Raw genomic sequence first — 26,619 nt, 5'->3', positions numbered from 1 at the left:
CACTCTGCTCTCGGCAATATCAGTCCAGCAGAGTTTGAGCGCAGATGCGCATAACAGTGTCTACTTTTTGTGGGCAGGACCACCATGTACGATGCCTATCAAGCTCAGCTTGAGCTCTGCGATCAGCAAATTGCTCATAGTCTACTGCGACTGTCTCAGCAAAATGTTCCTCCTCGTGAGCCACTGCCTAAGCCCCGCCATCGCACCCGGCAGCCGAATGCGCTCAACTTTGATGTCCGTACTATGCTCTATCAGTTAGTCGGTGTGGACCTGACGCAGATTCACGGTGTTGGACCCTATTTGGCGCTGCGCTTGGTGGCGGAGTGCGGCACTGATCTGAGCCGTTGGCCGACAGCGCATCACTTCACTTCTTGGCTAACCCTGGCGCCTGGCTGTCGAATTAGCGGTGGAAAAGTGCTTTCAGCGCATACGCGCAAGACCAAAAACCGAGTAACAGCGCATTTGCGGTTAGCAGCAGTGACAGTCGGCAGAACCAACACAGCTTTGGGCGCTTTCTACCGGCGCTTGTCAGCGCGAATAGGCAAGGCGAAGGCCGTAACCGCCACTGCCAGAAAGATCGCCATTCTGTTCTATAACGCCATGCGCTTCGGCATGGACTACAAGGATCCTGGCGCTGATCACTATGAACAAAAATATCGTGAGCGTGTAGTGAAAGGGTTACATCGGCGTGCAGCTGAGTTTGGATTCACATTACAGGCTGTTGAAGGTGTTTCTTAGGAAGCTATAACGCCTATAGTCACCCCTGTCAGGACGGAATACGGGTATTTTTTGCATTGCATATTTGACTTGCTTCCGACAGAAGATATATACGAATTTTACTCGAAGAAAGAGAGTGAATTAGAGCGTTCTTATCGGAACATATTGGCAGTCAACCCTTCAAGCGAAGGCTCAACTAAGTATGGCGAAGGTAAGTTACATTGGTGGATTCGGTATGTAGCTGTACCGTTGGCTTGCAGCGGGGCAATTGCTACCGTGTTAGCGAAGTACTTACTTAGATGAAGGCATACGATTTATCTGAACTGGCTGCCATCTTAGCCTCCCCACGATATACGTCGCTGTCGGTATTCATATGCAGTAAAGTAAAGGCCTCCGAACATCCGGGCGGTGGCGACCCAGCCCCCGATATGTACCCGGACAATTAGGGCCTGTGCTCCTAGATCAGAAACGCCCAAATAAAGGGGCATCTCACTTCTTGCATCAGGAACGCGATTCTAAGGTTTTGGAAGCTAGGCTTTGGTTAAGCGAACCCGGGGGTCAGGTCTTGCCTTTTGCCCTCCCCCGAAACAAATGGGGTCAGATGAACATTTCCCGAGGGATAAAAATGCAATTATTTTATGAGTATGCATTTAATTTTTGCTTATTTCTCAGTTTGTTAGCATCAGTAATCTTGGCGACATCTGTCAGTAATCAATGGGGTCAGAGTTGTTGATCGCGTTTGGCTAATTGGGGTCAGATGAAAATTTACCGAAAATCTTTATTTAAAATCTTTATCTGACCCCAATTTCTCTAGCGGCGCTCTGATCAGGCATAATTCACTGCCTGTTACCTTTGAGGATGCCCCCATGCCCGTCGCCATGGCTCGCCATATTCTGGTAAAAACCGAAGCCGAAGCCGCCGCACTCAAGCAGCGTATTGCCGCAGGCGAAGCCTTTGATGTGCTGGCAAAGAAGCACTCCACCTGCCCATCAAAGAAACGTGGCGGCGATCTAGGTGAAGTAAGACCGGGGCAGATGACCAAGGCGATTGACCAGATCATTTTCAAAAAGCCAATGAAAGTGGTACACGGGCCTGTGAAAACCCAGTTTGGCTATCACCTGGTACAGGTTTTTTACCGCGACTGAGAGTCGCTACCCCCACAAACGGGGGTCAGATACCCTCTTGCCTTTTGCAATGCCGGGACGGCCGGTATGGCAAAAAGCCAGACCTGACCTTGATCACCACTCACGTTATACGTCTCGAGCCGGAGCGTTAGATGGCCGTTTCGAAAAATATCTATCAAAAAAGAGCTTCAGACTGCCATGACGAGAACGACATTAGGTTTAACCCGCAAACGAAATAAAGACGCTGAACCAGTGGCCAAGGAAGCCGAAGCTGTGTTTGAGGCTGATCCAAAAAAACGTTTTTTAAACGGTGTGGTTATCAATCCAGCGCCGGGGATTCGCTTGGAGTCAGGTTCAGAAAAACTCACGGTGCGTGCGATGGATTTGATCACGCCGATTGGAATGGGGCAGCGTGGTTTGATCGTTGCACCGCCGGGATCTGGAAAATCGACGATATTAAAAGATATTTGCCAGGCGGTAGGAAAGGCGTATCCCGAGATAAAACTTTACGCGCTATTGATAGATGAGCGACCCGAAGAGGTCACTGATTTCAAGCGTAGCGTCCCGGCTGAGGTACACGCTTCTTCTTCGGATGAAAGCTATGCTCATCACGTTCGCGTTGCCGATGAGCTTCTTGATATCGCCCGCCAGCAAGCTGGCGAGGGTCACAACGTCATGATTGTGATTGATTCCCTCACCAGGCTTTCGCGTGTGCATAACGCACAGCAAAAGAGCAGCGGTCGTACTATGTCTGGCGGGGTTGATGCCCGAGCCATGGAGATTCCGCGGAGGTTGTTTGGCGCTGCACGAAACATTGAGAATGGCGGCTCGCTTACCATTCTGGCAACCGTTTTGGTTGATACCGGCAGCCGTATGGACCAGGTTATATTTGAGGAATTCAAGGGTACGGGGAACATGGAGCTGGTGTTATCAAGAGACGTTGCGAATCAGCGAGTCTTTCCCGCGCTGGACATTTCGAAAAGCAGTACACGCCGCGAAGAGCTGCTATTGGATCCGAAAGATTTAGATAAAACAAGAGCGTTGCGCCGGGCGCTTGGCGGTCTCAAACCGCTAGAGGGCACAAAAAAGCTGGTTGAGCTGCTGGAAAAGTACCCCTCAAATGCCGAGCTACTGAAAAACATCCCCGGGACGCCCATAAATTGAATCCGCGGAATCTGCATGGCGCTCGCTGTAGAGGCACGAAAACTGGGGTCAGGTCTTGCCTTTTGTCCTCCCCCGAACCGGTGGCTGCCCCTTTTTTAAGGAAAAGGGGACAGATTTATTTAATCGCTTCCTAGCAGCGATATCGGGTAATTTTGATTCATCCTCAGGAGAAGCAATGGACTGCCCGAAGCTATTAAGTGACGTCATGGCTGTGCAAGCACGGTTATCGCAGGTCCACGATGCACACATGGCTCCACTCACGAGCTTCGTTCATCGTCTTCGCTCAAGCATGGGACCTGAAGCAGCCATTCCGTATATGGATCCATGGGACGCTGGCGTTGATGCTGAAGTCTTGTTTTTGCTGGAAGCACCAGGGCCCAAAGCCAGAAATTCCGGGTTTGTCTCGATGAATAACCCGGATGAAACAGCGAAGAATATCTTCATTACTGTTCAAGACGCAGGAGTGGTACGCAAGCGAATCCTTCTGTGGAATACGGTGCCTTGGTATATAGGCTCAGGCCGAAAAATTCGCCCTGCCAATTCAGCCGACATTGCCGCAGGCATTCCGTCCCTCAACGAACTGCTCCAGCTTCTCCCGCAGTTGCGCGCCATCGTACTGATCGGTAGCAAGGCGCAGAAAGCTCTCACGCATATCCAAAATAACGCGCCGCACCTTAAAGTATTCTTGAGCCCGCATCCAAGCCCGATGTTCGTTAATCGAAAGCCTGAAAACCGCGAAAAGCTGCTCGGGTGCTGGCGCGACGTGGGGGCCTTTCTGCGACATAGTGACAGCCAGGTCTGATGACACCCCACTTCACCCCAGCCGAGCCGTAAACCTCAATGATTGATCACAACAAACTCCAGAGCCTGGTCAAACAGCTTTATGCAACCGTCCATGAGCTGGAGGCGATGTTTCCTGGCAGGCACTTCACGCCTGATGGCCATATGGTGGGCAGCCTGGGTGAGTGTCTGGTGGCCGATGCTTACTGCCTGCAGCTTAGGGGGGCTTCGAACAAAGGCTATGACGCTGTAGCTGAGGATGACCGGCAAGTGGAAATCAAAGCGACGCAAGGTAAGTCAGTGGCGTTCCGAAGCAAGCCCGAGCATGCCATTATCATCAAGATTCTGCCCGACGGCACATTTGAAGAGATTTACAACGGGCCAGGGGCAAGAGTCTGGGAGCAGTTCAAAGGCAAGCGTTTGCCTAGCAATGGGCAGTTTCAGGTGTCACTGACGGTACTCCGCCGGCTGAATCAACTGGTGGCTGAGCCAGACCGCGTACCCCGCGTTGCCAAACCGGATGCAGCGCCTTACTCCGATTGAGCAGCAGGGCACCATAGGACACCAGGGTCAGATACCCTAGCCCGGCTGCTGTGTGCTGCTTGCCTGCGCCGCCCGCAGCGCCTGTTTCAACTCGGTCTCGCACGTGATCAGCTGCTTCTCAGCCTCGACGCGCTGAAGTCGGCCCTCGTTGGCGATGCGCAGTGCGTCGTCGATGGTGGCGATGAGTGCGTCGTTGGCCTGCTTTACAGACCCGATGTCGACGACGCCGCGCTCGACCTGGGTGCGAATGACTTCACTGGAGGTTCGCAGCGCGTCGGCATTCGACGTCAGCAGCTCGTTGGTAAGGTCGGTGGCCTGCTTCAAGGTGGTGCCAGATTCCATTGAGCGCGCGATGGTCACGGCCATGGCCAGCTGCTGGCGCCACAGCGGTATGGTGTTGGCCATGGTCGAGCCGATCTTGCTCACCAGGGCCTTGTCGTTCTCCTGCACCAGGCGGATGGACGGCAGGCTCTGCATAGTCACCTGGCGGGTGAGTTTCAGGTCGTGGACGCGGCGTTCCAGATCGTCGCGCTTGGCGCGCAGATCACGCAGTGCCTGAGCCTGCAGCATTTCGCCGCTGCTCTCAGCGTCACGAGCCAGAGCCGGCAGGGTATCTTCGTCAAGGCGGCGAAGCGATTCCTCTCCGGCGGCGATGTACACCGCTAGCGTCTGGAAGTACGCCAGCGTTTTGTCATAGAGCCGATCGAGCATGCCGATGTCCTTCATCAGCGCGCTCGTGTGGTCATCGAGGCGATTGCTGATGGCGTCGATGTGGCCGCGCACCTCTTCGTACTGCTGCAGGATGCGGGCGATGGGCCGGGCCCGGCCAAGCAGGCGCGCCAGAAAGCCGCGCTTGCGTTTCGGATCGAGCTCCTCCAACGGAAAGCCGCGCAAGGTCGTCACCATCTCGTTCAGCGCCTGACCGGCCGGCCCGGTGTCCTTGTTGCGCACGCCCTCCAGCATTTCGTCGGCCACCATGGTGACTTCACCCTGGGCGGCCGTGCCGAAGAACAGGATGGAGTTGCTGTCGTTGAGGTCGATCTCGGCCAGTGCACGCTCGATATTGGCAAGCTCGGTACCCGTGGCGGCTTGGTAGGTCGTGATCGCGGTATCGGGCAGCGGCAGCCCTACGCTTACACTGGAGCCGTTTGCGCTGGGCGTGGATTCGTTCATGTCATGACCTCCTCAGTTTATGCCTTCACGCTTGAGCCGCGCGTTTAAAACCTCGATCTCGACATCCAGTGTGAGCACGTCGTTTTCCAGCAGCTTCTGGTGCTGCGCCTCGAAAGTCTGTTCCATGTCGACCAGCAGTTGCCGGAAGTTTTGCTCAAGCGGGCGACTACGGATCTGGCGGTGAGTGCGCGCATACTCCACCGTAACCTTCTCGGCGCTGTCGAGGTACAGGTGCAGGAATCGCCGCGCCCGGGCGGCATCGCGCGGATCCCGCTCGATCTCCGCGAGGATTTGCCTGCCGATGCCGATGATCCGTTTCAAGCGCTCGACGAACTCCGGCACGGCAATGGAGCGAGCGGCAGCCTCGATGCCCTGCAGCCGCCCGTAGGCCTGCTTGAGTTGGACGATGACGGCGTCACGGTCTACTCCGGCCACCTCCGGCAGATCGATGCGCTTGCGCTTGGGGTCGCGGCCATAGAAGCAGAAGTAGCCCACCGCCGCCAGCGCAGCAAAAGCGCCGACGCCGGCCAGACCGTGCCCCCCGGCGGCAGCCGCGAGACCGGTGCCGAGCGCGGTGAGGATCGCGCTCACGGTCTTCAGCGGCACTGTCGGCGGATCGAGCTGTTGTCCGAGAAAGAAGCGCGCCTGAGCGACCAGACCTCGCCAGGTGAGCACACCGGCGCCGAAGAATGCAAAGATGGCTCCGCTGATAGCGGCGAGCCGACCGACATCGCCGTCGATGAGAGCCACAAAGAAGGCAATCAACAGCGGAAACGGCAGCAGGAACAGAGCCGCCGATTTCAACACCGGTACCCAGGCCCGGCTCTGGCGTAGCAATTCTTTCATGGTTTGGTCAATCTTCCGTGAATTCCAGAGCCGCCGGTAGCGACGGCAGCTCGGCCCCATGGAACACCGCCTGGCAGCTCGCCACGGTGATGGTAGCCGTCAGCAGAAGCAGTCCGAGGACGCGGAGCGGAAATCGAGCCATTGATGCCTCTGATGATGTGTATGGGAAGGTGTTTAAGAAGATCTACAGGAAGCAAAGAAGTTATCTTCAAACCAGGGTGCTGTCCAGTTGCATGACAGGCCACCCGCGCAACAGTCCCACGTATTCAACAATCGCCAAAGCGCCCGAAAGCCTCTCAATTTCTGTCCTTGGTAACAGGGCTCAGACGGTAATGACTGAAGAACTGCGCCGTACCCACAAAAAAAGGCAGCTCCCGTCAGGGAGCCGCCTTTTTTAGAACATCAGCGCCAGGGCGCCGCGCCAAACTATCTTAAATAGCTTGAATGTTCTCTGCCTGAAGGCCTTTCTGGCCTTGAGTCACGTTGAAGCTAACACTTTGGCCTTCGTTCAGGGTTTTGAAACCTGAGCCGACGATGGCGCTGAAGTGAGCAAAAACGTCTGCTCCAGACTCTTGCTCAATAAAACCGAAACCTTTTGCTTCGTTGAACCACTTAACCGTACCAGTTACTGCTGACATTATCGTACCTACAAATATATTATTGATGGTCCAGTTGGACCGATGCTGCCGGAAAGATTCTATTACTAAAAGACGGGACGATTACATGCTGCGGAGTTGTTAACTACTGGCAGGGATCGAGCGGTTTTACAATATAAATCATAACTTCCTAACGCGGCCAATCGTACAGCACATACCGTTTGTGTCAATATTTATATTTCAAGATAAACATAACCTGGGTAAGGATGCAGCCTGAAGCTGTCTAATCAGGTACGCTTGGCAACAACGCTGCTCCGCCGCCAAGGACTCCATAATGCAAACGACTGAACTGGCTCCTAAAAGCGAAATTTTCGGCTGGGGAATGTTCGACTTCGCCAACCAGGGTTATACCCTGCTGATCATTACCGTGATCTACGGCGACCTCTTTACCCGCGTCATTGTCGGCGATGCGCCGGACTACCGTCTGGGCAATCTGTTCTGGAGTTTGGCTCTGGCCGCCAGCTATCTGATGGTGGTGGTCGCCAACCCGCTCTGCGGCGCGATCATGGATTATTCGGCCAGTCGCAAACGCTTTCTGTTTGCCAGCTACCTGCTCACGGTATTTACCACCGCCCTGCTCTATTTCGTCGAACCTGGCTGGATTGCAGTAGCAATGCTGCTGATCCTGCTGTCGAACTTCGCCTATTCAATGGGCGAAGGTTTCATTTCCAGTTTTCTGACTGACCTTGGCCCACGCCAGGCATTGGGCTGGATCTCCGGCCTTGGCTGGGGCATGGGTTATATCGGCGGCTTGATCGCCACCGCTTTCACCTTGTTCTTTCTCGGCGACGTGACTCTTGAAAACTACAACACCATTCGCTGGGTCGGCCCTTTTGCCGGGATCTTTTTTCTGCTGGCGGCTATTCCGACCTTCCTCTGGGTACGCGAGCGAGGAACAGCGCAAAAGCTTCCGCCTGGCCAAGGTCTGATGGAAGTGGGCGTGGCCCGCATCAAGCGCACCCTGGCAGAGATTCAGCAGTTTCGCGATCTGCGCACCTTGCTGATATCGATTTTTTTCGCCATGGCCGGCATCTACATCATCATCGCCTTCTCGTTCATCTACGGCGCCCAGGTTATCGGCTGGGACGAAGCGGTACGCAATTACATGTTCGTGACGGTACAGGTCACTGCGGCCATCGGTGCTATCGGCTTTGGCTTCATCCAAAGCCGCATAGGCGCACGCACCACCTACATCATTTCGCTGCTGCTCTGGCTGTTGGCCATTGTGGCGATCTGGCAGACGCCCGCCTTCACCGCCCTGCTCGGCCGCTGGTTTGGTGTGGATTGGCAGGCGCAGTATGTGTTCCTGTTCGCGGGCGTTCTGGCGGGCACCAGCCTGGGCTCCTCCCAGTCTGCCGGGCGCGCCCTGGTTGGCGTGCTGACGCCCAATGGCAAATCAGCCGAGTTTTTCGGTTTCTGGGGCATGTCGTCGAAACTGGCAGCGGTGTTCGGCATCGTCGGGCTGGGGTTGATTCAATGGGCCTTTGGTCTGGCCGACGCCATTCTGTTCTGCCTGGTACTGTTCGTGATTGCGATCATCTGTGTGTTGCCGGTCAATGAAGCCCGGGGTACACAGGTAGCAGACAACTGGCGCGAGGATGCGCCGAGCAATTAAGTGCCGTGCCTGGCAACTCAGTCCTTGCCGCCAGTGCAGGAAAATCAGGACGACCAGCAAGGAACCAGACAAACCCGCACACATCGGGCCAATGTTCTTCTGGACCTGCTTACGCTAAAATCCAAGCAAATTCAGGAGAAAAACACCATGTCCGTTTATATAATTGCCAGATTTAAAATTCATGATCGTAGCGAGTACGATCAATATGAAGCCGGCTTCGCAGAGGTCTTCAAGAAATTCGACGGGAAGCTATTGAGTGTCGATGAAGATCCAACGGTATTAATGGGCGAATGGGATGATACTCGGTCGGTTATTATTGAGTTCCCATCGAAAAAGTCGGCTTTAGCCTGGATGACATCGGCTGAGTATCAAGCTATATCGAAGCACCGTAACGCCGGAAGTACAGCGAACTCTATATTAGTGAAGGGATTGGAATAATCAGTAACTGGGGTCAGATAAGCTTTTACCGGAAACTTTATCTGCCCCCAATCACCCCGCGCACTTTCCCGCCATGCGCCCCAGGCCCCATCGTGAAACTCAGCAAACGCCTCAAACAAATCAGATCCATGGTCCCGCCCGGTTATACCCACATATGGGACTGCTGTTGTGATCACGGCTTGCTAGGGGCAGCGCTGCTCTTCGATCAGGCGGCACCGCACATCCACTTTGTTGACGTGCTGCCCGGGCTGATCAATCAGTTGAACGAAAAACTCCAGCGCTTTTATCCAGTAGCAGATTACAGCTGGCATACCCACTGCCTGGACACTGCCGCATTGCCGCTGGAGCACTATCCCGGCAAACACCTGATCATCATTGCCGGCGTGGGTGGAGAGCTGATTACGCGCTTTATTCAGGAGATTCATCGCACGCATCCCGGCGCCCAGCTCGATTTCCTGCTCTGCCCGGTTCATCAGGAATACGATCTGCGCCAGCAATTAATTGCTCTGGATTTCAGGCTAAAAGAGGAAGTGCTGCTGAGCGACAACCAGCGTTTTTATGAGGTATTGCTCGTCTCGGCAGACCAGAAGGGAATTGCCGAGTGGCATAAGATCAGCCCCGTGGGCGATAAGATCTGGCAGGCAGGTACTCCCGCGCAGGAGAGCATTGCAAGGCGTTACCTGCACAAGACGCTGAAGCACTATCAGAACAGCCAAAAGGGCAGTGCAGACAATGCGCGAGAGGCTATTGATGCTTATCGCGCGGTCACAATCAGCACCGGCGGTCTGTGATAAAGTCCTGCTCGGCCTTGGCCCTCTCCCCCATTGGCACGAGACCCTGCCCCCATGAACGAACCGAAACGCAAGACCCTGCTGTCCGATCTGCTGGGCGTAGACCAGATCGACGAGACCCGCTTTATTGGACATCGCCGTGAGGGCGATCACGGCCGCATCTTCGGCGGAGAGGTACTGGCCCAGGCGCTGATGGCGGCCTCTAACACGGTGGCTCCTGAGAAACAGGTCCATTCGGCCCACAACTATTTCATGCGTCCCGGCGACAGCGACCTGCCGATCCACTATGAAGTCTTCGCCGACCTGGACGGTCGTAGCTTCAGCAACCGCCGAGTCGTTGCCCGTCAGAATGACAAACCGATCTTCAGCCTGACGGCTTCGTTTCAAGCGCTCGAGCCAGGACTGGCCCATCAACAACCGCGGCCAGAGGCGCAGGGGCCCGAAGGCTTGCCTAATGAGCAGGATCTGGCCCGGGCGCACGCAGAGCAACTCCCCGAGAAGCTTTACCATGCTCTGATCCGGGAGCGCCCCTTCGAGGTCCGCCCAGTCAGCGGTGAGGCGAGCTTTATGACTGTCGAGCCCATGGACCAGCAAAAGACGTGGTTTCGCTGTCGCGAGTCGATAGGGAGCGACGCGGCATTGCAGCGAGCCATTCTGGCCTATGCGTCGGATCTGTCCTTGCTCAGCACCTGCTTGCGACCCCATGGAATGACCTGGCGCCATTCTCAAATACGTTCTGCCAGCATCGACCACGCGGTCTGGTTCCACGCCGCCGAGATTCGAACCGAGGACTGGCTGCTGTATGTCATGGACAGCCCCTGGTCCGGTGCCTCGCGCGGACTGAACCGAGGCAGTATCTTTACCCGGGATGGGCAGTTGGTCGCCTCGGTAGCACAGGAAGGCCTGATCAGACTGGTGGAGTGAGCCGTCAGCCCACCATGCGTTTGAACGCAGCGCTATGCTTGTCCACAAAGTGATGCTTTAAAGCGCCCAGGATATGCGCACCTAGAATGATATACAGCAAGTAAGGCAGCAGGTACTTGTGCAGGGTGCCCCAAATGATGGTCGCGGTATCGCTGGGTGCCCACAGCGGCGGCAATTCCCAGATAAAAAAGAAGGTGGGATAACCATGGAAGCTGGTCATGACAAATCCGGTGACCGGTATCGCAATCATCATGCCGTACAAAGCGATATGCACCCCGTGCGCGAGTTTACGCTCGTAGGGCTTGAGCGACGGGTCCAGTTCGGGGCGTTTCGATATCCGATTCCAGACCAGGCGCGTGAGCAGCAAAGCAAAGACAACGACGCCCAGAGTTTTATGCACCACATAGTAGGCGTTCCGATACTCGGTGCCTTCGGGAATGATAGACGCGAAAATCCCCATCGGTATAAGCGCCAGAAAGAGTATTGCTATCGTCCAGTGCAGGAAGCGAGATACGCGTCCGTAGCGCTGTTGCTCATTTTCCATTGATAAAATCAGTGTCTTGTTACTGGCAAACTGCCTGCGGGCCACAAGCAGTAAAAACAATCCAGCCAGCAAGGCAATACTGCCTTGTATCCAGAGCAAAGCCGGTTTGGCTGAGTCCAGGGGTGTTTGGTTCGGTTTGGGGTTTTCCAGGAACCCTGAGCCAATCACAAACCAGAAAAACCAGGCAGCAACAGCCAGACAACCGGATGCTGACAAGATGCTCCCAAACCCTCGCACTATTGGAGCTTGATAATTTAATGCCCAGGCGGTGGAAACCGATAGCAGAAGAATTGCCAGGGCCGTCCAGCTGTCTATATCTCCGGCTATTCGTGGCGAAGGTCCATGGCCACCTGCCGCCAAATTGAGAGCATTTTCAGCATGGCCGATGCTCGGCCACACCAGAGTCGTTAACAATAAGAGGGAAGCCATTACGTAAGGCGTGAGCTTTTTCAGCAGTTCAGGCGCCTGAACCAGGTGCTCTGGTATCGCTAAACCGTGAATATTGCCGCGCTTCTTGTTCAAGGGTATGAACAGATCTGGCCCGATAGAGTTGCCGGAAGGATGGGCAACGGGTTGGATTTTTATAAAAGTGCTCATGGGCGTCTCCAGTTTTTATCTTGAGCGTGAGGTAAGCAGTATTCCTGACCTATTCACGTATAAAAACGGCCCATTCTGGGTAATACTATTGCTATAAAAGCAATAGAACCGATGTGACGGATCAAACCCGGGAAGCCCCATGGATCAGCTCAAAGCGCTGCGCTACTTCTGCAAAGTAGTGGAAACCAGCAGTTTTACCCAAGCAGCAAAGGCCTACTCAGTCCCACCGTCGTCGTTGTCGAGGCGTGTTGCCGACCTGGAGGGTAGCCTGGGAGCAAACTTGTTGAAGCGGACGACTCGCGTGGTGCAGCCTACCGAGATCGGCAAGATGTACTACGAGCAGGTGCAGGACATTCTGCATCAACTGGACCAGATTGACGAAGCCGTGCGTAGCTACCAGGCAAGACCCATGGGCCAGCTGCGCATTAGCGCGATGGCCGGCTTTGGTGAAAGCAAGGTGCTTCCCTTACTGGACGAATTCAGGACCCTTTTTCCGGAGGTCATCCTGGATGTAAGTCTCACCGATGAAGTGATGACCCTGGGCAGGGATGAGGTCGACATCGCCATCCGGGGTGGGTATGCGCCGAATGAGCGGGTGCAGGCAATCCGACTCATGGACAATGAATTCATTCTGGTGGCGGCGCCCTCCTACATCGAGCAGATGGGGGCCCCGGAATCCGTATTGGAACTACGCCACCACAAAGGGCTGTATTTTCGAACGCCCACCGGCCCAAACCCCTGGCTTTGTAAAATCGAAGAGGAGTGGCGCGATGTGTCGGCGCCGGCATTCGCGATTTCCAACAACGGGAACTGGCTAGGACAACAAGCGGTTGCCGGGAAAGGGATCATGATGGCGCCGCGCTGGTCGCTCGCCCCCTCGCTGGAAGACGGATCGCTGTGTGAGGTAATTCTCGATCACCCCTTGCATGTGACACAGAATCCCCGACTGGCGATATTTCTTCTATATCAGAAGCAACGCTACCATGTGCCGAAGGTCAAAGTGGCCGTTGATTTTCTGGTGTCGCGGTTACGCAGCATTGATCTGCCAACCATGAGATAAATGGACTGAATGGAGACTAAATGGGATCAGAGAAAATTGCGGAGGTCACGACGCCCCCTATCGGTTTCATGACCCAGGTCAAGCTTCTAAAAGCCTAAGCGAACTAGGCTTTGAGGGCTCAGGTGAATTACGACCGTGATTCGCCATCCACTATCTGGAGAAACTGCCATGGCTGAGATGATGAGGGCGGCGATCTTTATTGAGCCCGGACGAATCGAACTGGCTGACAAGCCCATTCCAGGCGTAGGCCCTAACGATGCGCTGGTACGTATTACCACCACCACGATCTGCGGCACGGACATTCACATCCTCAAGGGCGAGTACCCGGTAGCGAAAGGCCTGACTATCGGGCACGAGCCTGTCGGTGTGATCGAGAAACTGGGCAGCGCCGTGCAGGGTTACCGCGAAGGCCAGCGCGTGATTGCCGGCGCCATTTGTCCGAACTTCAACTCCTATGCCGCGCAGGATGGCCTCGCTTCACAGGATGGAAGCTACCTGACCGCTGAGGGCAAGTGCGGCTGCCACGGTTACAAGGCTACAGCCGGCTGGCGCTTCGGCAATATCATCGACGGCACCCAGGCCGAGTACGTACTGGTGCCCGATGCGCAGGCCAACCTGGCGCCCATCCCGGATGGCCTGACTGACGAACAGGTGCTGATGTGCCCGGACATTATGTCCACCGGCTTCAAGGGCGCGGAGAACGCCAATATCAGAATCGGTGATACTGTCGTGGTCTTCGCCCAGGGCCCGATCGGTCTGTGTGCCACCGCCGGCGCTCGACTACTGGGCGCCACCACCATCATCGCAGTGGACGGCAACGACCACCGCCTTGGCATTGCCCGCCAACTCGGCGCCGACATCACCCTTGATTACCGCAACTGCGATGTAGTGGAAGAAGTCATGAAGCTCACCGGCGGGCGAGGCGCAGACGCGTCAATCGAAGCGCTCGGCACCCAGCAGACGTTCGCCCAGTCACTGCAGGTACTCAAACCCGGCGGCACGCTCTCCAGTCTGGGGGTGTACTCCGAGAATCTGATCATCCCGCTGGGCGCATTCGCAGCCGGGCTCGGCGATCACAAGATCAATACCGCCCTGTGCCCGGGTGGCAAGGAACGCATGCGGCGCCTGATGAATGTGCTTGAATCAAGCCGGCTGGACCTCGCGCCGCTGGTGACCCACGAGTACGCGTTGGATAAGATTGTGGATGCTTACGAACTGTTTGGCCACCAGCGCGACGGCGTATTGAAAGTGGCGATTAAGCCCTGACCAGCAACAGAGCCGGGTTCAGTGTGCAGCCGGAGCGAGCGCGGAAATATTGACATCTGCGTGAATAAAATAAAGGCTCAGGTACGTCGCATGATTACTTCGGAGAAACCTGATGCGTCTTTTTTCGCTTTTCCTCATATTGACTGTCAGCGTATCGACGGCATCTCATGCCCAAGATCACAGCCGGCAAATTTCCGGGCAGCTCATTTATCTTCCAAGGATCGCCTTACCGCTGGATGCGGAGGTGTCTGTAGCCGCCCAAGGTGCATTTGGTACGCAGTTAGGCTTCAAGCGTTACAAGACCGAAGGCCAGCAGGTGCCGCTACCCTTTTCCCTAGAGGTGCCAAGTGATATCTCGGGCAGTTTACGTGCGGTCATTAGCGTCAACGGTCAGCCCTTGTGGCTCGCGGAGGATGTCGGATTCGCTCGCGGAGCGGAACCTGTCGATTTGGGTGCTATGCGTCTCGAAAGCGTTACACCGCTGTCCTTCGCCAGCCGATTCGACTGTGACGGAACCGAGGCTCTCTTCGGAGTCATCGACAATGACGCCATCATGCGTGTGCACGGACAGGACTACAGGATGGTTGAAACCATCGCAGCGTCCGGCGCGCGGTATGTAGCCGAAGGTGATGACAGGACCGAGTTATGGTCCAAGGGCAAGTCGGCCATGGTCATCGTCGCGGGAGACGAACTGCCTGAATGCACACTGATAGACAAAAGCGCCGAGCCATATAACGCGTCTGGGAACGAGCCGGGCTGGAATCTTGAGATTACAGAGACCCAGGTTGACGTTGTGGCAGATTACGGGGCCTTGACGCGCACGGCTCCGCGCCCCGAGGTGCTGGTCGCACCCGGAACCTATCTGTTCGATATGCCGGGAATCAATGCAAGTCTGACATTGAGGGAGCAGCTTTGTCGCGACAACGCCACCGGCATGCCTCATCCGCACAGGGCAATGCTGAAACTGGACGATCGCGAGTTGCATGGCTGCGGCGGCGACCCGAGCAGTCTGCTGACCGGGGTTGTATGGCAGATCCAAGAAGTAGCTAACAAGGAGGTCATAGACAGCACAACCGTCACCATCGAGTTCAGCGAGGGTGGCCGCGTATCGGGTGGTACGGGGTGCAATCGATTCATGGGCGGGTATGACCTGACCGGAGAGGGACTGACCTTCAGGCAGGTGGGCTCGACGATGATGGCATGCCGAGACGCACTAATGACGCAAGAGCAGGGAGTGCTGGATGCACTGGAACAGGTGCGGCGTTTCGACATCGATGATGCGGGCGCGTTGCTTCTGATCGGAGGACCAGAGGATAACATCCTGCTGACCGCGCACCGCCCCTGAACGGGACCGCACCCGACAGCACGGCCGGGTCTATTCCCGGGTAAGTTGGATTGTCAGTGCAAAGCAAGACCTGTCCGTGAACACCCGTCGGATAAACACTGCAAGGAGCAAGATAATGGATAACCTGGCACTTCAGTGTCGTTGTGGCCAGATAAAAGGCCGCGCTATCAAAGTGAATCCAGCGGACGGTACCCGCGTCATCTGTTACTGCAAGGACTGCCAGGCCTTTGCCCACGCCCTCAAGGCGGGCGCAGAGGTTCTCGACGAGCAAGGCGGTACCGACATCTACCAGTTGCCGCCTGCACGCGTGCAAATTCAACAGGGCCTGGAACAGATTCGCTGCCTGCGCCTGAGCGAAAAAGGTCTTTATCGCTGGTATGCCGGCTGCTGTAACACTCCCCTGTGCAATAGCCTGGCGCCTCGGGTGCCGATGATTGGGTTAATCCACAGCTTTATTGTCGATCCTGAACGCGAAGCCAAGCTTGGTCCGGTACGCGCTTGTGTCAATCTGCGTGGGGCGACTGGTCAAATACCCAAAAGCCAGTTGGATGCGGCACCCGCACGTGGCTATGTTGGCAAGCTCCTGATGAAAATCATTGGCTGGAAACTCAGCGGTCAAGGGCGACCCAACCCCTTGTTCAACACCAAAGGGGAGCCGCTGGCTAGCCCGCATATTTTACGCCCGGACGAGAAGATATGAGCTCTTCATTACCATCACCGCCAGGCCGAAGCTGATAAAAAAGCGGGGCAGGTCTATAAGTTGCTAACCTGGCATCGGGCGAATTCAGTAAAGGCCTTGAGTGCGGCGGAAGGATTGCGCCGGTTGGGGTAGTACAGGCAGAGCGAGTCCCGCGGCGGCGTCCAGTCTCTCAGCACCTGGACGAACTGTCCCGTCTCGATCTCGGTCCGGACGTCGCACGCCATAAAAAAGCCAAGCCCCACGCTCTCCAGAACGGCCGCTTTCGCCAGGCTCGGTTCGTCGAGGGTCAATTGTCCGGTGACATCGATTCTAAGCGCCTCGCCGTTGCCCTCGAACAACCACGGATAGGAGGCGCCGTTGGGCAGACGGATACGGATGCAGGGGAAGTACAGCAGATCCGCAGGCGTTTCAGGTAAGCCGTATTTTTCCAGAAAGGCGGGCGAGGCAACCACAGCATTGCCCTGCGGCCGCCCGAGTGGAATAGCGATCATGTCGCGGGGAACCAGGTGCCGCGCTCGTACCCCCAGATCAAACCCTTCAGCGACGATGTCCACCAGGCGACCTTCGGTCATTAGGTCAATTTCCACCTTCGGGTGTTGCCGCATAAAGTTCAGCACGAGGGGCGAGAGGATTTCCCTCGCCGCGCTTGCGAATGTATTGATGCGCAATGTGCCTGAGGGGATTGTGCTATGCGAGCGCACATAGTCGAGAGCGCTGTGCATGTCTTGTAATACCGGCCCAACTCGGTCGACGAATATCCCTCCAGCTTCGGTCAACGCCACGCTGCGCGTAGTTCGATTGAACAGCCGCGTGTCCAATCCGCCTTCGAGTCTGGCAATGGTGTTGCTGAGTGCGGTGGCCGACATATCCACATCAATCGCTGCTGCACGAAACGAGCCACGGCTCGCAACGGCCAGGGCAGCTTCCAGCTCCAGCAGAGTTGGTCGATAACGTGACATAAGACCATCCTGTTTTTCGGGATAGGTCATTGCACTTTATCCTAATTGTCGAACTTATTCCCTAGCCTTAATATAGTTGCAAGACCTGTTGGTAAGGGCGGCATGACGTTTCAGCTGCCCCGGCGGGACTTTCCAACCGTTATAGGAGATAGGCGATGAACATCCAGCTACCTGATGCAGTAACCCTCTTTTTTGAAATTTCCAATGGAGCTGATCCGTCGCGAGTGGCTGATTGCTTTGCGGTGGACGCCAACGTCATCGACGAAGAAAAGAAGCACCAGGGGATCAAGGCCATCGAGTCCTGGCAACGCCAGGTCCGGGAGGCCTTCTCATTCACGGTAACGCCGCTTAGTGCCTCCAGTGCGGGAAATCACCTCACTGTCGAAGCGCGGATCGTTGGAGACTTCCCCGGGAGCCCGCTTGAGCTCGATCACCTGTTCGTTCTTAAAAATGACCGGATTCAATCGCTGGAGATACGGCCATGATGGATATCCAACTAGGCAAAACCAGGGTTCGTTGAAAACCAGGAGTCTGGCCTTGCCTCTTACCCTCCCCCGCATCAGTGGTTGCACGGCGATAAATTCATCGACAACCACTTTGGCTTGCACTATTTCCAGGTAATTCGGATCGCCAGCAGAGCAAAAAGCAAGGCCTGACCCTGATCTCTTAGCCGCCCAACTCCCCTCACCCCTCAACCGAAGCTGATAACTTCCTGACCCGCCACATCAGCCAGCAACGGGCTGGCAGCGGCACGCTCAAATGCCTCATCGATGGCTTTGGCACGGGCTTGAGTTGTTGGGCGATAGTTGGGATGAGTGAAGATGTACAGCTCCTTGGCGTTCAGGGCCTCCACCACGCGCTCTCCCACAATCTCAACCGGCAAACCGTTATCGATGATCTTTTGCATCTGCGCCGCCATTGCTGCCTGCTGTGGCGAGGCTTCGCGCTTGGCGCTCTGGCCTTTGTAGCTGCTTTGCTTGTTACGCGCGGACAAATTGATGCGCGTTTTTACAAATGCCGGGCACAGCACAGACACCTGAATGTTGTGTGGCTTCAATTCGGCAAACCAGCTTTCCGACATACCCACAACGGCGACCTTGGTGGCCGTGTAGGCTCCGCCGTAGGGCACGCCGCCCATACCGGCCATGGAGGCAACATTCAGCAGCCAGCCGCCTTCGCCGTGCTGCTTGATGTGGGGGATCATAACCTGGGTGCCGTTGATAACGCCCATGAGGTTAACGTCCACTACCCAACGCCACTCGGTGTTGTCCATTTGCTCGATGCTGCCGGTACCGCCGCCCACGCCAGCGTTGTTGACCAGCATGTGAATCTTGCCAAAGCGTTCAATGGCTTGTGCAGCAAGCGCTTGCCACTGATCAATCTGGGTTACGTCCATCTGCACGGTCAGTACCTGGATGCCCGCCTGGCGCAGTTCCTGTTCTGCGAGCTGCAACTGATGCGCATCTATATCCCCCAAGACGACGTTCATGCCCTGCTTGCCCATCGCCAGAGCAATACTTAAACCAATGCCCTCGGCGCCGCCGCTGACAACAACGGTCTTGCCTGCAAAATCATTCATTTCCCGCTCCTTTTGGTGCTCGCCGCGATCTGCTCACAAATCGGTAGAATCGGGCAGCTGATACTAGATGGCTGCAATGTGCGCCGGATCTGCACTGTCGGTACAGCACTATCTTTATCCATTATTCTGCGGCATAAGCCTCTGCAACCGCGTGCTGACCTGCTATATTTCCTAGACAAGGAAACCAAAAACCACGACAAGACACTTTGACGGCAACACACGTGAACAATCTGCGAGCTAGACGTCAGATGTACTTGGTATAGGCAAAAAAATAAACGTACCGGCGCCCTTCTCTCTTCCAGTTACAAACCATCCGGGCCGCCCGGCCTGCGCGGTGCTTTACCCATGATCGCTCACACGCCAACCATCTTCGCCTCTGTGGCCTGGGTGGCATTGATCATGGCCTTTTGTCTGCTGGTTGTCGGGCGCTTCAACCAACGCGACGGCATGCTGACGGTAGGGGCCGGGTTGCTGGCACACGCTCTGGCCTACGTGTGCTTCACCCTGTTCGGCCATGCCTCCCTGTGGATTACCTACGCGGTGCCCAACTCACTGCTTTCAGTCGCAGTGGCCTTCTACACCGCGAGTATTTTCCGTATCGCCGAGCACCGCGTACCCTGGTTCTGGCTGTTCAGCCTGCCGGTCTGCCAGATACTCCTGCTGACCCTACTGCTCAATACGCTGGAGCCGCGAACACTGGTGGCGTCGGTAATACTCATGATCCAGTGCGCATTCATCATCCGCTGGGCAGCACATTTCGCCCAGCCGGGCGGACGCGCTCATATTCTGCTGATTGTCGGCGCTGGTATCAGTCTGATAGGCGTCCTTATCCGAGTTGTCTCCATTGTTGGGGGCAGCGCAGTGGAAATGCGCTATGACGTCAGTAACCTCAGGCAATCCATTTCCATCAGCCTGGGTACGGTGACGGTGATGATGCTTTCGCTGGGATTGGTGCTGATGTCCAAGGAGCGCAGTGAGGCAGCGCTCAAGTATCTTGCCCTGCGCGATGCCCTCACCGGCATACCCAACCGACGCGCCATTCTGGAAGAGCTTGAGCGTGAAATAGAACGTGCGCGAAGGACTGAGACGAACCTGGCCATCGTCATAATCGACCTGGATCATTTCAAGAATATCAACGACCAGCATGGACACCTGGCTGGCGACGAGGTGTTGCGGCACTGCGTTGAACAGATGAAAAATAGACTGCGACAGACCGACCGTCTGGGCCGCTACGGCGGAGAAGAGTTCCTGCTGATGATGCCCGGCGTCACCGTGGAGGGGGCCATGAAAGCGGCAGAAGATCTGCGCCTTGCCATTTCAGAGAATCACACCCAGTTTGGCGAGCAAAGCATTCCCCAGAGCTTCAGTGCCGGCGTGTGGGTCGGTGTGCCAAACGCCAAAGACAACGGCAACAGCCTCATCGCTCAGGCAGATGCCGCGCTGTATGAATGCAAAGCGGCAGGACGAAATACAGTGCGGTTAGCTGGTCGCGAGTTGGTGGATGCAGACACGAAGTACTAGGTGTAACTGGGGTTTGGAAGCTAGCCACTGCCTCCTCTGTTGGACAAACGGCTGAGGGTATCTGCCAAACCGTCAATGCGCGACACCGTTTCACTCAGTAGCTCATTGATTTCCTTTGCCGAGGCGCCTGATCGCATGGCCAGTTGTCGCACTTCATCCGCAACAACGGCAAACCCTCGACCCGCTTCTCCGGCCCTTGCGGCTTCGATAGCGGCATTCAAGGATAGCAAGTTGGTTTGTGCAGCAATCCCGTTGATGGTGGAAACAATAGCGCCTATCCGCTGGCTCGAGTCGACCACCTGTTGCATGGCCTCCTTGGTTTTTTCGATGGTTTGCATGCGTACAGACGAGTCAGTCCCGAACATCACATATTTGTGGATCGCCCCATCAAATCCCCGCGCTGGGCTGATGGTAGCTGACAACCAGTGGGTTTTGCCCTGTTTGTCGAAAACGGTCTTGTCCATTTGTACAGGTTGGCCTTGCTTGAGCTGCGTCAATCCGGCCCGATCTACAAAGTTTTCCAGGTCGAACTGAGTGCCTGGCAGGTCCTTGACCGAGGAGTAACCGAGCAGTTCGAGCAAGAAGGGGTTGGCATCTACCACCTTTTCCTGAGCATTCCACTCGAGTATCGCGTTAGTAGCACCTATAGCGTGGAGCTTGACGGTAAAGTCCAGCGCCTTGAGTTTAGTATCTGTAATGTTGGCCTGAATGGATATGAACTGTTTGAGTTGTCCTGATTCATCAAAAACCGGGTTGATGGCTAACGAAATCCAGTAGGGTTTGCCATGGCGATCATAGTTGAGGATTTCATCATAAAATGGCTCCTGGGCATGAAGTTTTGACCGGATATTCGCGACCGTTACACTATCTGTATGAGGACCCTGCAACAGTGGGCCAGGCCTTTTACCCTGCACCTCAAACAACTTATATCCGGTCAGGCGCTCAAACCCTGGATTGACATAATCAATAAGACCCTCGGGGCAGGTAATGATGACTGCATTGTCCGTTTCGTCTGCCACAAGCGAGAGAAGTCGGACTCTTTCGCGTTGCATAACTTGAGCGGTAACGTCCTTGATGAAGGCGGTGTACAGTGTTTTACCTTCAAGCTGTACCTTTGAAAGAGACAGGCTACCCCAGAGTTTACTGCCATCCTTGCGTTCAATTTCAACTTCCCTGGAGGTGCCGACAATCTTGTCGACTCCGGTGCGCCGGTTGGCGTTAACCAAGTCATCATGTTGATGTTGGATAACTCGAGGTACCAACATACGAACATTCTTACCAATGACCTCACCAGCCGCGTAACCCCACAAGCGTTCAGCGGCGGCGTTGTAAAATGTTACGCAGTTCAACTCGTCAATACTGACAACCGCATCAATACTCTGCTCGAGTATCTGTCGAATACTTTCCCGGTTATTGCGCTCCGCGCTGATGTCCTTGACAAACGCAGTGTAGGTAATCTCTCGGCCCATTCTGACTTTCGACAGCGAAAGGTTTGCCCATATCTTGCCGCCGTCGGCGCGTTCGATAAGTACGTCCCTGGATGTGCCGACTATTTTGTCCTGACCGGTGATCCGGTTAGCGTTAACCAGATCGTCATGGCTTGCACGAATCGACATCGGGACCAGTTTGTTAACATTCTGGCCAAGGATCTCTCGCCTCGATATACCCCAGAGTCGTTCAGCCGCAGCGTTGAAAAAAGTCACATTGTTTCTTGCGTCAATCGATACAACGGCGTCAAGTGCTTGCTCCAGAATCTGGTTCTGGCTCGAGCTGCGCCCAACTAAACGAGCTATCAGTGTTCTGATCATGGCGATACTCTATGCGGGCAGTTCATTGTTACTGGTAATACAATAAATCACGCCATGACCATTTCAAATCAATTCAAGTAAAATGTGTGTCTGTTGTTTACAACCACCAACTTTATTCAGCACGGCACAGATACGGCGCAGAGGTGATGCTTAAAACTTAGTAGCAGAGCCAGAAATAAGCTGGCTCTGCCGCAGACCTACTACTGGGGCGTCAACTTCAGCAGCGAGCCGTTGCCTCCCCGTTTACCATCTTCCAGTAGCCAGATCGCCCCGTCCGGACCTTGCTCAACCTCACGCACACGTTGTTGCAAGTCAAAACGTTCTGCCTCCCGCGCACTCTCTCCATCGAACTCGACACGCACGAGGGATTGAGACGAAAGGCCACCGATAAAGCCGCTGCCTTGCCACTCAGGAAAAAGCTCTCCGTCATAGATGATGAAGCCCGCTGGTGAGATAACCGGCGTCCAGCTGATAACGGGCGCTTCAAACTCTGGACGAGTATCGTGATCGGGGATGGGCCTGCCGTCATAGTGCTCGCCATTGGATACTATTGGGTAACCGTAATTGGCACCTTTTTCGATCAGATTCAGCTCATCGCCACCTTTGGGACCCATTTCATGGGCCCACAACCTGCCTTCAGCATCGAAGACCATGCCCAGGATATTTCGGTGCCCCAATGACCAGACCTGGGCCGCGACCTCGCTCTGATCGGTAAAGGGATTACCCTCAGGCACGCTACCATCGTCGTTCAGTCTGACCATCTTGCCCAGGTTGCCCGTCATGTCCTGGGCAGGATCAAACTCCTGACGTTCGCTGGAGCTGATCCAGAGCATTCCCTCATCATCAAATGCAAGACGGTGGCCGAAATGACCATCGCCAGACATCTTCGGCGTCTGCCGCCAGATCACTTCCAGATCCTCAAGCGAGCCACCACCATTCTCGTCCAATACCAGCCGGGCCCGGGCTACCGCAGCACCGGAGCCACCGTCACCAGCCTCGACATAGCTGATATAGATCTGCTGGTTACTTGCAAATTGCGGGTGCAACAGCACATCACCCAATCCGCCCTGCCCGGCATGAACGACGTCGGGCACGCCCTCAATACTCTCGGTTTCGCCTGCCCCCAGATCATGCAGACGCAGGTTGCCTGCCATCTCCGTCACCAGAAGGCGACCGTCTGGCAGGAATGTCATGGCCCAGGGTGACTCGAACTGCGCGATCTCGGTCATCGAAAAAGACGAACCAGAGTCAGTTGTTTCCATTTCGTCCTGATCAGGTGCCGCCATCGTTTCGGCAGTTTCTGTGTCGGTAGCAACGGGAGCCGCCTCTTCCGGCGCTGCCTCGACAGCGCTGGTAGGTGCTGAAAGCTGCTCCTGGTTACCCGGATTCGATGAGTTATCGCAGGCGGTCAACAGCCCAAGGGTGGCGAGAAAAATCAGTGAATGTCTGAAGGGGACCATGGTTGCTCCTGAGTGGTTGGGAAATCAGATCCGTTATTTCGCCGTGAATTTCACGACATTTGTAAAACAGCTTAGCAGCCGAATACAGGTATAAGACCCCGAAATGTGTGAGCATTTATCTGGTGCCTCAACAGCACCTGCATTATCAGACAGATCACGTATACTCCCGCCCAGAAGTAGCCGGGACCCCGGTTGTACATTGCTATAAGCCGTTCAATGTATCGATTTAGCCGTTACGGGCTTGGCGCCTCCCTGCTGGCGCTGTGGTTACTCAGTAGTACGCTGCTTGCCGCTCCAGTCTCATTCGAGGCCGCAAAAAACCAGGCCCGCGAACAGGTCTATCATGATCGCAATACACTCGGCAGCCTCTACTGTGGCTGCAACTGGGAGTGGACCGGTCGCTCCGGCGGTCGCCCTGATCTGCAAGCTTGCGATTACCAGATACGCGCCCAGCCCAACCGTGCCCAGCGCATTGAGTGGGAGCACATCGTCCCGGCCTCGCTGTTCGGACAACAGCGCCAATGCTGGCAGCAAGGTGGACGCAGCAACTGCAAGCGCACCGATCCGCTGTTCAATCGCATGGAGGCCGATCTGCATAACCTCACCCCGACCGTCGGCGAAGTTAATGCAGACCGCAGTAACTACCGCTTTGGTGTGTTGCCGTCGGCGCCACGGCAGCATGGACGCTGCGACTTCAAGGTGGACTTCAAAGGGCGTGTGGCCGAGCCACGTAACGCGGTCAAAGGGCAAATCGCCCGCACCTACTTTTATATGCACGATCATTACGACTTGCGGCTGGCAGAGCAACAGCAACGCCTGTTGATGGCCTGGGACAAGCAGTTCCCGGCCAGCGAATGGGAGCAGCTGCGCAACCGACGTGTCAGCAGCCTGATGGGCCACGACAACCCCTTCGTCACAGGCACGCGTTACTGGACCTTGCACCATCGCAATCAGGCCGGCGGGCTTAAAAGCGTAGGAGTCAACACAATGTCAGAAGCACCGGAGGCGAGCGCTGGAGTGCGAGGTAACAGTCGCAGTCAGCTGTATCACTTGCCAAATGGCTGCCCGGGCTACACGCAGATTGGCAAGAAAAACCGGATCGAATTTGGCTCTGAACAGGAAGCCATTACCCAGGGTTTCCGCAAGGCGGGCAACTGCCGCTGAAAGCGGAAAGCCAAAATTCATAGGAAGAGCTGTCAGGTCTTGCCTGTCGGTAAACGTATCTACGATCCAGCCTCCTGTGTGATTCCAAAAGTCAGAGAACGGACCACCCTTTAGGCCTGGCTATGCGGTACCTATAGCTCGATAAATAATCCTTAACCGATGCTGACAACCAGCCCGTCGGTTAGCCAGCGACTAAGCATGGTTCCTGCAGCGGCTGCTGCTTCGTCTGCAGGGCATGCAGCCAGGACTATCTCACAGGCATCGCCGTAACTCGCACCGCCCATCATCGCTTGCAGTGCGCCTGCCTCGTAGTTATCTAAAAGGCGGAACACCGGGAGCTCTCCTTCACGCCAAACGATGGCCGAGTGTGATGCGCTCAGTTTGCCGACCGGCAGTGCGGCTTGTGCCGTTGCCGTTTGTTGCCATAGTGCTATCAGATCATGAGTAACGACGCGCGCGGTGAGTTCCGGGGTGAATCGCAAGCGCAGTTCATACCAGGCGTCTGACTCAAAAGAAGCGGTGGCCTCGGCAAAGGCGGTCACCTGCATAGCGTCAACATCAGGTGCAGTAAACGCACAATGCATGGCCCATTCCAGCCACGCCAGTTCCGACACCTCGGGATCGTTTTGAAAAAGAGCCGCACAGGTCGAGCAAAAGTCTTGGCCAACATGATCCAACGACCAACTGTGCGGTGGATGTTGAACAAGGTGATGAATAGCCGCCCGGGTAAATGTCGCTTCGCCTACCAGCCGACAGGTGCGCCCAAAGGTGTTGTGCAGAGCCTCAATTGTCGCGGTGCGATAATTATTACGGTACACCGCCAATCCTGCCTGTTGCTGCTTGCTCCAGTACCCGGAAACAATAGCGTCCTCACCAACCAGGCTGGCTATCATTTGGTTTTGCATGGTTGCGAGCGAGGTCATGCCGCTGTCTCCTGTTTCACCTTGCGCGCGCAGTCCCGTGCACAGTCCAGCTCCGCCAGCAATTCCGGCAGCGGCGGTATGGCATCGTCGCGCTCCAGCAAAGTGCCCACTCCGTCAACCCGGTTCACTACCTTCTCGTACAACGCCCAAACCTCCCCGCATACTGGTCGATCGTGGGTGTCGATGCGAATATCGCCAGGCGTGTGCCCGGCCAGGTGAATTTCGCGGACTCGCGAAAGCGGCAACTGCTCCAGATACTCCAGCGGGTCAAAGTTATGATTGTGGGCGTTAACGCACAGGTTATTAACGTCCAGCAACAGGTAGCAACCAGTACGCGAGACCATCTCCTTCAGGAAACGCGCCTCGGTCATTTCGTCTTCGGGAAAGGACAGGTAACTCGAGGGATTTTCAAACAGCATGGCGCGACCCAAGTATTCCTGTGCATGATGAATATTGGCACAAACGATTTCCAGTGCCTCCATAGTCAAGGGCAAAGGGAGAAGATCATGACTGTTGTGGGCGGTGGTTCGTGTCCAGCAGAGATGGTCTGAAACCCACAAGGGCTCTATACGCGTGACAAGTGTTCTGAGGCGGGCCAAATAGCCTTGATCCAAGCCCTGGGCAGAGCCAACCGACATGGATACGCCATGTAAGCTGACTTCGTGTTTCTGGCGAACTTGCTCGAGAATACGCAGTGGCTTGCCGCCCTCGATCATAAAGTTTTCGGAAATCACCTCCACAAAATCCACAGGCACTTGATGCTCAAGAAAGTTCTGATAGTGGGGCGAGCGAAGGCCCAGCCCGTAGCCGGGAAAGGTTATGGGTTTGGACATATTTCTGCTCCGAAGCTGTGAGTTTTAGAACCTGCACTCCCGGGGGAATGCAGGCGGTCAAACTGGGTAGATACATAGGTTGGTGGCGT

The 26,619-nt window shown here is 55.5% G+C and carries 25 protein-coding genes and 1 pseudogene; 16 read left to right on the top strand and 10 right to left on the bottom strand.

The genetic code is table 11. From position 1 onward, the window contains the following. Positions 1-84 precede the first annotated feature (84 nt). The 5 genes and pseudogenes from IEV54_RS15935 to IEV54_RS15915 form a co-directional block, all read left to right on the top strand. Positions 85-738, top strand: a pseudogene (locus tag IEV54_RS15935) (transposase); the annotation flags it as partial. Between the two features lie 845 nt (positions 739-1,583). Beyond that, positions 1,584-1,862 carry a peptidylprolyl isomerase gene (locus IEV54_RS15930; protein WP_150279133.1) on the top strand — a complete coding sequence of 93 codons (279 nt, stop codon included), beginning with the start codon at positions 1,584-1,586 and terminating at the stop codon, positions 1,860-1,862. A gap of 177 nt (positions 1,863-2,039) precedes the next feature. Next, a complete protein-coding gene (rho, locus tag IEV54_RS15925; protein ID WP_150279132.1) occupies positions 2,040-3,005 on the top strand; it encodes a transcription termination factor Rho in 966 nt (321 codons plus the stop codon). A 175-nt stretch (positions 3,006-3,180) separates the two neighbouring features. After that, a complete protein-coding gene (locus IEV54_RS15920) occupies positions 3,181-3,807 on the top strand; it encodes a uracil-DNA glycosylase (RefSeq protein WP_150279131.1) in 627 nt (208 codons plus the stop codon). Positions 3,808-3,845: 38 nt separating this feature from the next. After that, on the top strand, positions 3,846-4,328 hold the full coding sequence (locus tag IEV54_RS15915) for a DUF6998 domain-containing protein (RefSeq protein WP_150279130.1): 483 nt from the start codon (positions 3,846-3,848) through the stop codon (positions 4,326-4,328). Positions 4,329-4,364: 36 nt separating this feature from the next. Here IEV54_RS15915 and IEV54_RS15910 read toward each other — a convergent pair whose 3' ends face one another. The 3 genes from IEV54_RS15910 to IEV54_RS15900 form a co-directional block, all read right to left on the bottom strand. Next, on the bottom strand, positions 4,365-5,501 hold the full coding sequence (locus IEV54_RS15910; protein WP_150279129.1) for a toxic anion resistance protein: 1,137 nt from the start codon (positions 5,499-5,501) through the stop codon (positions 4,365-4,367). A gap of 12 nt (positions 5,502-5,513) precedes the next feature. Beyond that, entirely contained in the window at positions 5,514-6,347 is an 834-nt protein-coding gene (locus tag IEV54_RS15905) for a 5-bromo-4-chloroindolyl phosphate hydrolysis family protein (RefSeq protein ID WP_188434483.1), read from the bottom strand. Positions 6,348-6,778: 431 nt separating this feature from the next. Further along, on the bottom strand, positions 6,779-6,985 hold the full coding sequence (locus IEV54_RS15900) for a cold-shock protein (RefSeq protein WP_150279127.1): 207 nt from the start codon (positions 6,983-6,985) through the stop codon (positions 6,779-6,781). A gap of 292 nt (positions 6,986-7,277) precedes the next feature. On the opposite strand from IEV54_RS15900, the gene IEV54_RS15895 reads away from it, so the two are divergent. The 4 genes from IEV54_RS15895 (at position 7,278) to IEV54_RS15880 (ending at position 10,771) form a co-directional block, all read left to right on the top strand. After that, entirely contained in the window at positions 7,278-8,618 is a 1,341-nt protein-coding gene (locus IEV54_RS15895) for an MFS transporter (protein WP_150279126.1), read from the top strand. Between the two features lie 147 nt (positions 8,619-8,765). Continuing rightward, positions 8,766-9,056 (top strand): DUF1330 domain-containing protein, encoded by a 291-nt coding sequence (locus tag IEV54_RS15890; protein WP_150279125.1) that lies wholly within the window; start codon positions 8,766-8,768, stop codon positions 9,054-9,056. Between the two features lie 92 nt (positions 9,057-9,148). Beyond that, on the top strand, positions 9,149-9,847 hold the full coding sequence (locus tag IEV54_RS15885; protein ID WP_150279124.1) for a tRNA (adenine(22)-N(1))-methyltransferase: 699 nt from the start codon (positions 9,149-9,151) through the stop codon (positions 9,845-9,847). A 54-nt stretch (positions 9,848-9,901) separates the two neighbouring features. Next, positions 9,902-10,771, top strand: a complete 870-nt coding sequence (locus IEV54_RS15880) for an acyl-CoA thioesterase (RefSeq protein WP_150279123.1) — start codon at positions 9,902-9,904, stop codon at positions 10,769-10,771. 4 nt (positions 10,772-10,775) lie between these two features. On the opposite strand, the gene IEV54_RS15875 is transcribed toward IEV54_RS15880, so the two are convergent. Then, a complete protein-coding gene (locus IEV54_RS15875) occupies positions 10,776-11,912 on the bottom strand; it encodes a cytochrome b (protein WP_150279122.1) in 1,137 nt (378 codons plus the stop codon). A 139-nt stretch (positions 11,913-12,051) separates the two neighbouring features. Here IEV54_RS15875 and IEV54_RS15870 point away from each other — a divergent pair, with 139 nt between their 5' ends. The 4 genes from IEV54_RS15870 to IEV54_RS15855 all read left to right on the top strand — a co-directional run bounded on the left by IEV54_RS15870 (position 12,052) and on the right by IEV54_RS15855 (position 16,283). Next, positions 12,052-12,972, top strand: coding sequence for a LysR family transcriptional regulator (locus IEV54_RS15870; protein ID WP_150279121.1), 921 nt, complete (start codon positions 12,052-12,054; stop codon positions 12,970-12,972). Positions 12,973-13,140: 168 nt separating this feature from the next. Then, positions 13,141-14,238 carry an NAD(P)-dependent alcohol dehydrogenase gene (locus IEV54_RS15865; RefSeq protein ID WP_150279120.1) on the top strand — a complete coding sequence of 366 codons (1,098 nt, stop codon included), beginning with the start codon at positions 13,141-13,143 and terminating at the stop codon, positions 14,236-14,238. Positions 14,239-14,350: 112 nt separating this feature from the next. Further along, positions 14,351-15,583 (top strand): META domain-containing protein, encoded by a 1,233-nt coding sequence (locus IEV54_RS15860; RefSeq protein WP_150279119.1) that lies wholly within the window; start codon positions 14,351-14,353, stop codon positions 15,581-15,583. A gap of 115 nt (positions 15,584-15,698) precedes the next feature. Next, positions 15,699-16,283 (top strand): DUF6151 family protein, encoded by a 585-nt coding sequence (locus IEV54_RS15855; protein ID WP_150279118.1) that lies wholly within the window; start codon positions 15,699-15,701, stop codon positions 16,281-16,283. 53 nt (positions 16,284-16,336) lie between these two features. Here the strand turns inward: IEV54_RS15855 and IEV54_RS15850 are convergent, their stop codons facing one another. Further along, entirely contained in the window at positions 16,337-17,272 is a 936-nt protein-coding gene (locus IEV54_RS15850; protein WP_223825542.1) for a LysR substrate-binding domain-containing protein, read from the bottom strand. Positions 17,273-17,397: 125 nt separating this feature from the next. Between IEV54_RS15850 and IEV54_RS15845 the strand changes: the two genes are divergently transcribed. After that, entirely contained in the window at positions 17,398-17,727 is a 330-nt protein-coding gene (locus tag IEV54_RS15845; protein WP_150279117.1) for a nuclear transport factor 2 family protein, read from the top strand. Between the two features lie 206 nt (positions 17,728-17,933). Here IEV54_RS15845 and IEV54_RS15840 read toward each other — a convergent pair whose 3' ends face one another. After that, positions 17,934-18,821 (bottom strand): SDR family NAD(P)-dependent oxidoreductase, encoded by an 888-nt coding sequence (locus tag IEV54_RS15840; RefSeq protein WP_150279116.1) that lies wholly within the window; start codon positions 18,819-18,821, stop codon positions 17,934-17,936. A 345-nt stretch (positions 18,822-19,166) separates the two neighbouring features. Here IEV54_RS15840 and IEV54_RS15835 point away from each other — a divergent pair, with 345 nt between their 5' ends. After that, positions 19,167-20,342: a GGDEF domain-containing protein gene (locus tag IEV54_RS15835; RefSeq protein WP_150279115.1), complete on the top strand. Its 1,176-nt coding sequence runs from the start codon at positions 19,167-19,169 to the stop codon at positions 20,340-20,342. A gap of 20 nt (positions 20,343-20,362) precedes the next feature. Here IEV54_RS15835 and IEV54_RS15830 read toward each other — a convergent pair whose 3' ends face one another. Together IEV54_RS15830 and IEV54_RS15825 are read right to left on the bottom strand one after the other, a co-directional pair. Further along, a complete protein-coding gene (locus IEV54_RS15830) occupies positions 20,363-22,150 on the bottom strand; it encodes a PAS domain S-box protein (RefSeq protein ID WP_150279114.1) in 1,788 nt (595 codons plus the stop codon). A 200-nt stretch (positions 22,151-22,350) separates the two neighbouring features. Continuing rightward, positions 22,351-23,610, bottom strand: coding sequence for a PQQ-dependent sugar dehydrogenase (locus tag IEV54_RS15825; protein WP_150279113.1), 1,260 nt, complete (start codon positions 23,608-23,610; stop codon positions 22,351-22,353). Positions 23,611-23,826: 216 nt separating this feature from the next. On the opposite strand from IEV54_RS15825, the gene IEV54_RS15820 reads away from it, so the two are divergent. Then, entirely contained in the window at positions 23,827-24,774 is a 948-nt protein-coding gene (locus IEV54_RS15820; RefSeq protein WP_150279112.1) for an endonuclease, read from the top strand. A 152-nt stretch (positions 24,775-24,926) separates the two neighbouring features. On the opposite strand, the gene IEV54_RS15815 is transcribed toward IEV54_RS15820, so the two are convergent. Both IEV54_RS15815 and bufB read right to left on the bottom strand, forming a co-directional pair. Then, positions 24,927-25,697, bottom strand: coding sequence for an HvfC/BufC N-terminal domain-containing protein (locus tag IEV54_RS15815; RefSeq protein WP_150279111.1), 771 nt, complete (start codon positions 25,695-25,697; stop codon positions 24,927-24,929). Next, the gene (gene bufB, locus IEV54_RS15810) at positions 25,694-26,530 is read right to left on the bottom strand and encodes an MNIO family bufferin maturase (protein WP_150279110.1); all 837 of its coding nucleotides are present in this window, start codon (positions 26,528-26,530) and stop codon (positions 25,694-25,696) included. Before bufB ends, IEV54_RS15815 begins: the two co-directional genes overlap by 4 nt. Positions 26,531-26,619: the final 89 nt, after the last annotated feature.

Origin of the sequence: Halopseudomonas salina (genome assembly GCF_014637955.1) — a bacterium.
Taxonomy (GTDB): Bacteria; Pseudomonadota; Gammaproteobacteria; order Pseudomonadales; family Pseudomonadaceae; genus Halopseudomonas; species Halopseudomonas salina.
Note: the sequence above shows the minus strand (reverse complement) of the source record. Positions and strands in the feature narration are given on the sequence as shown.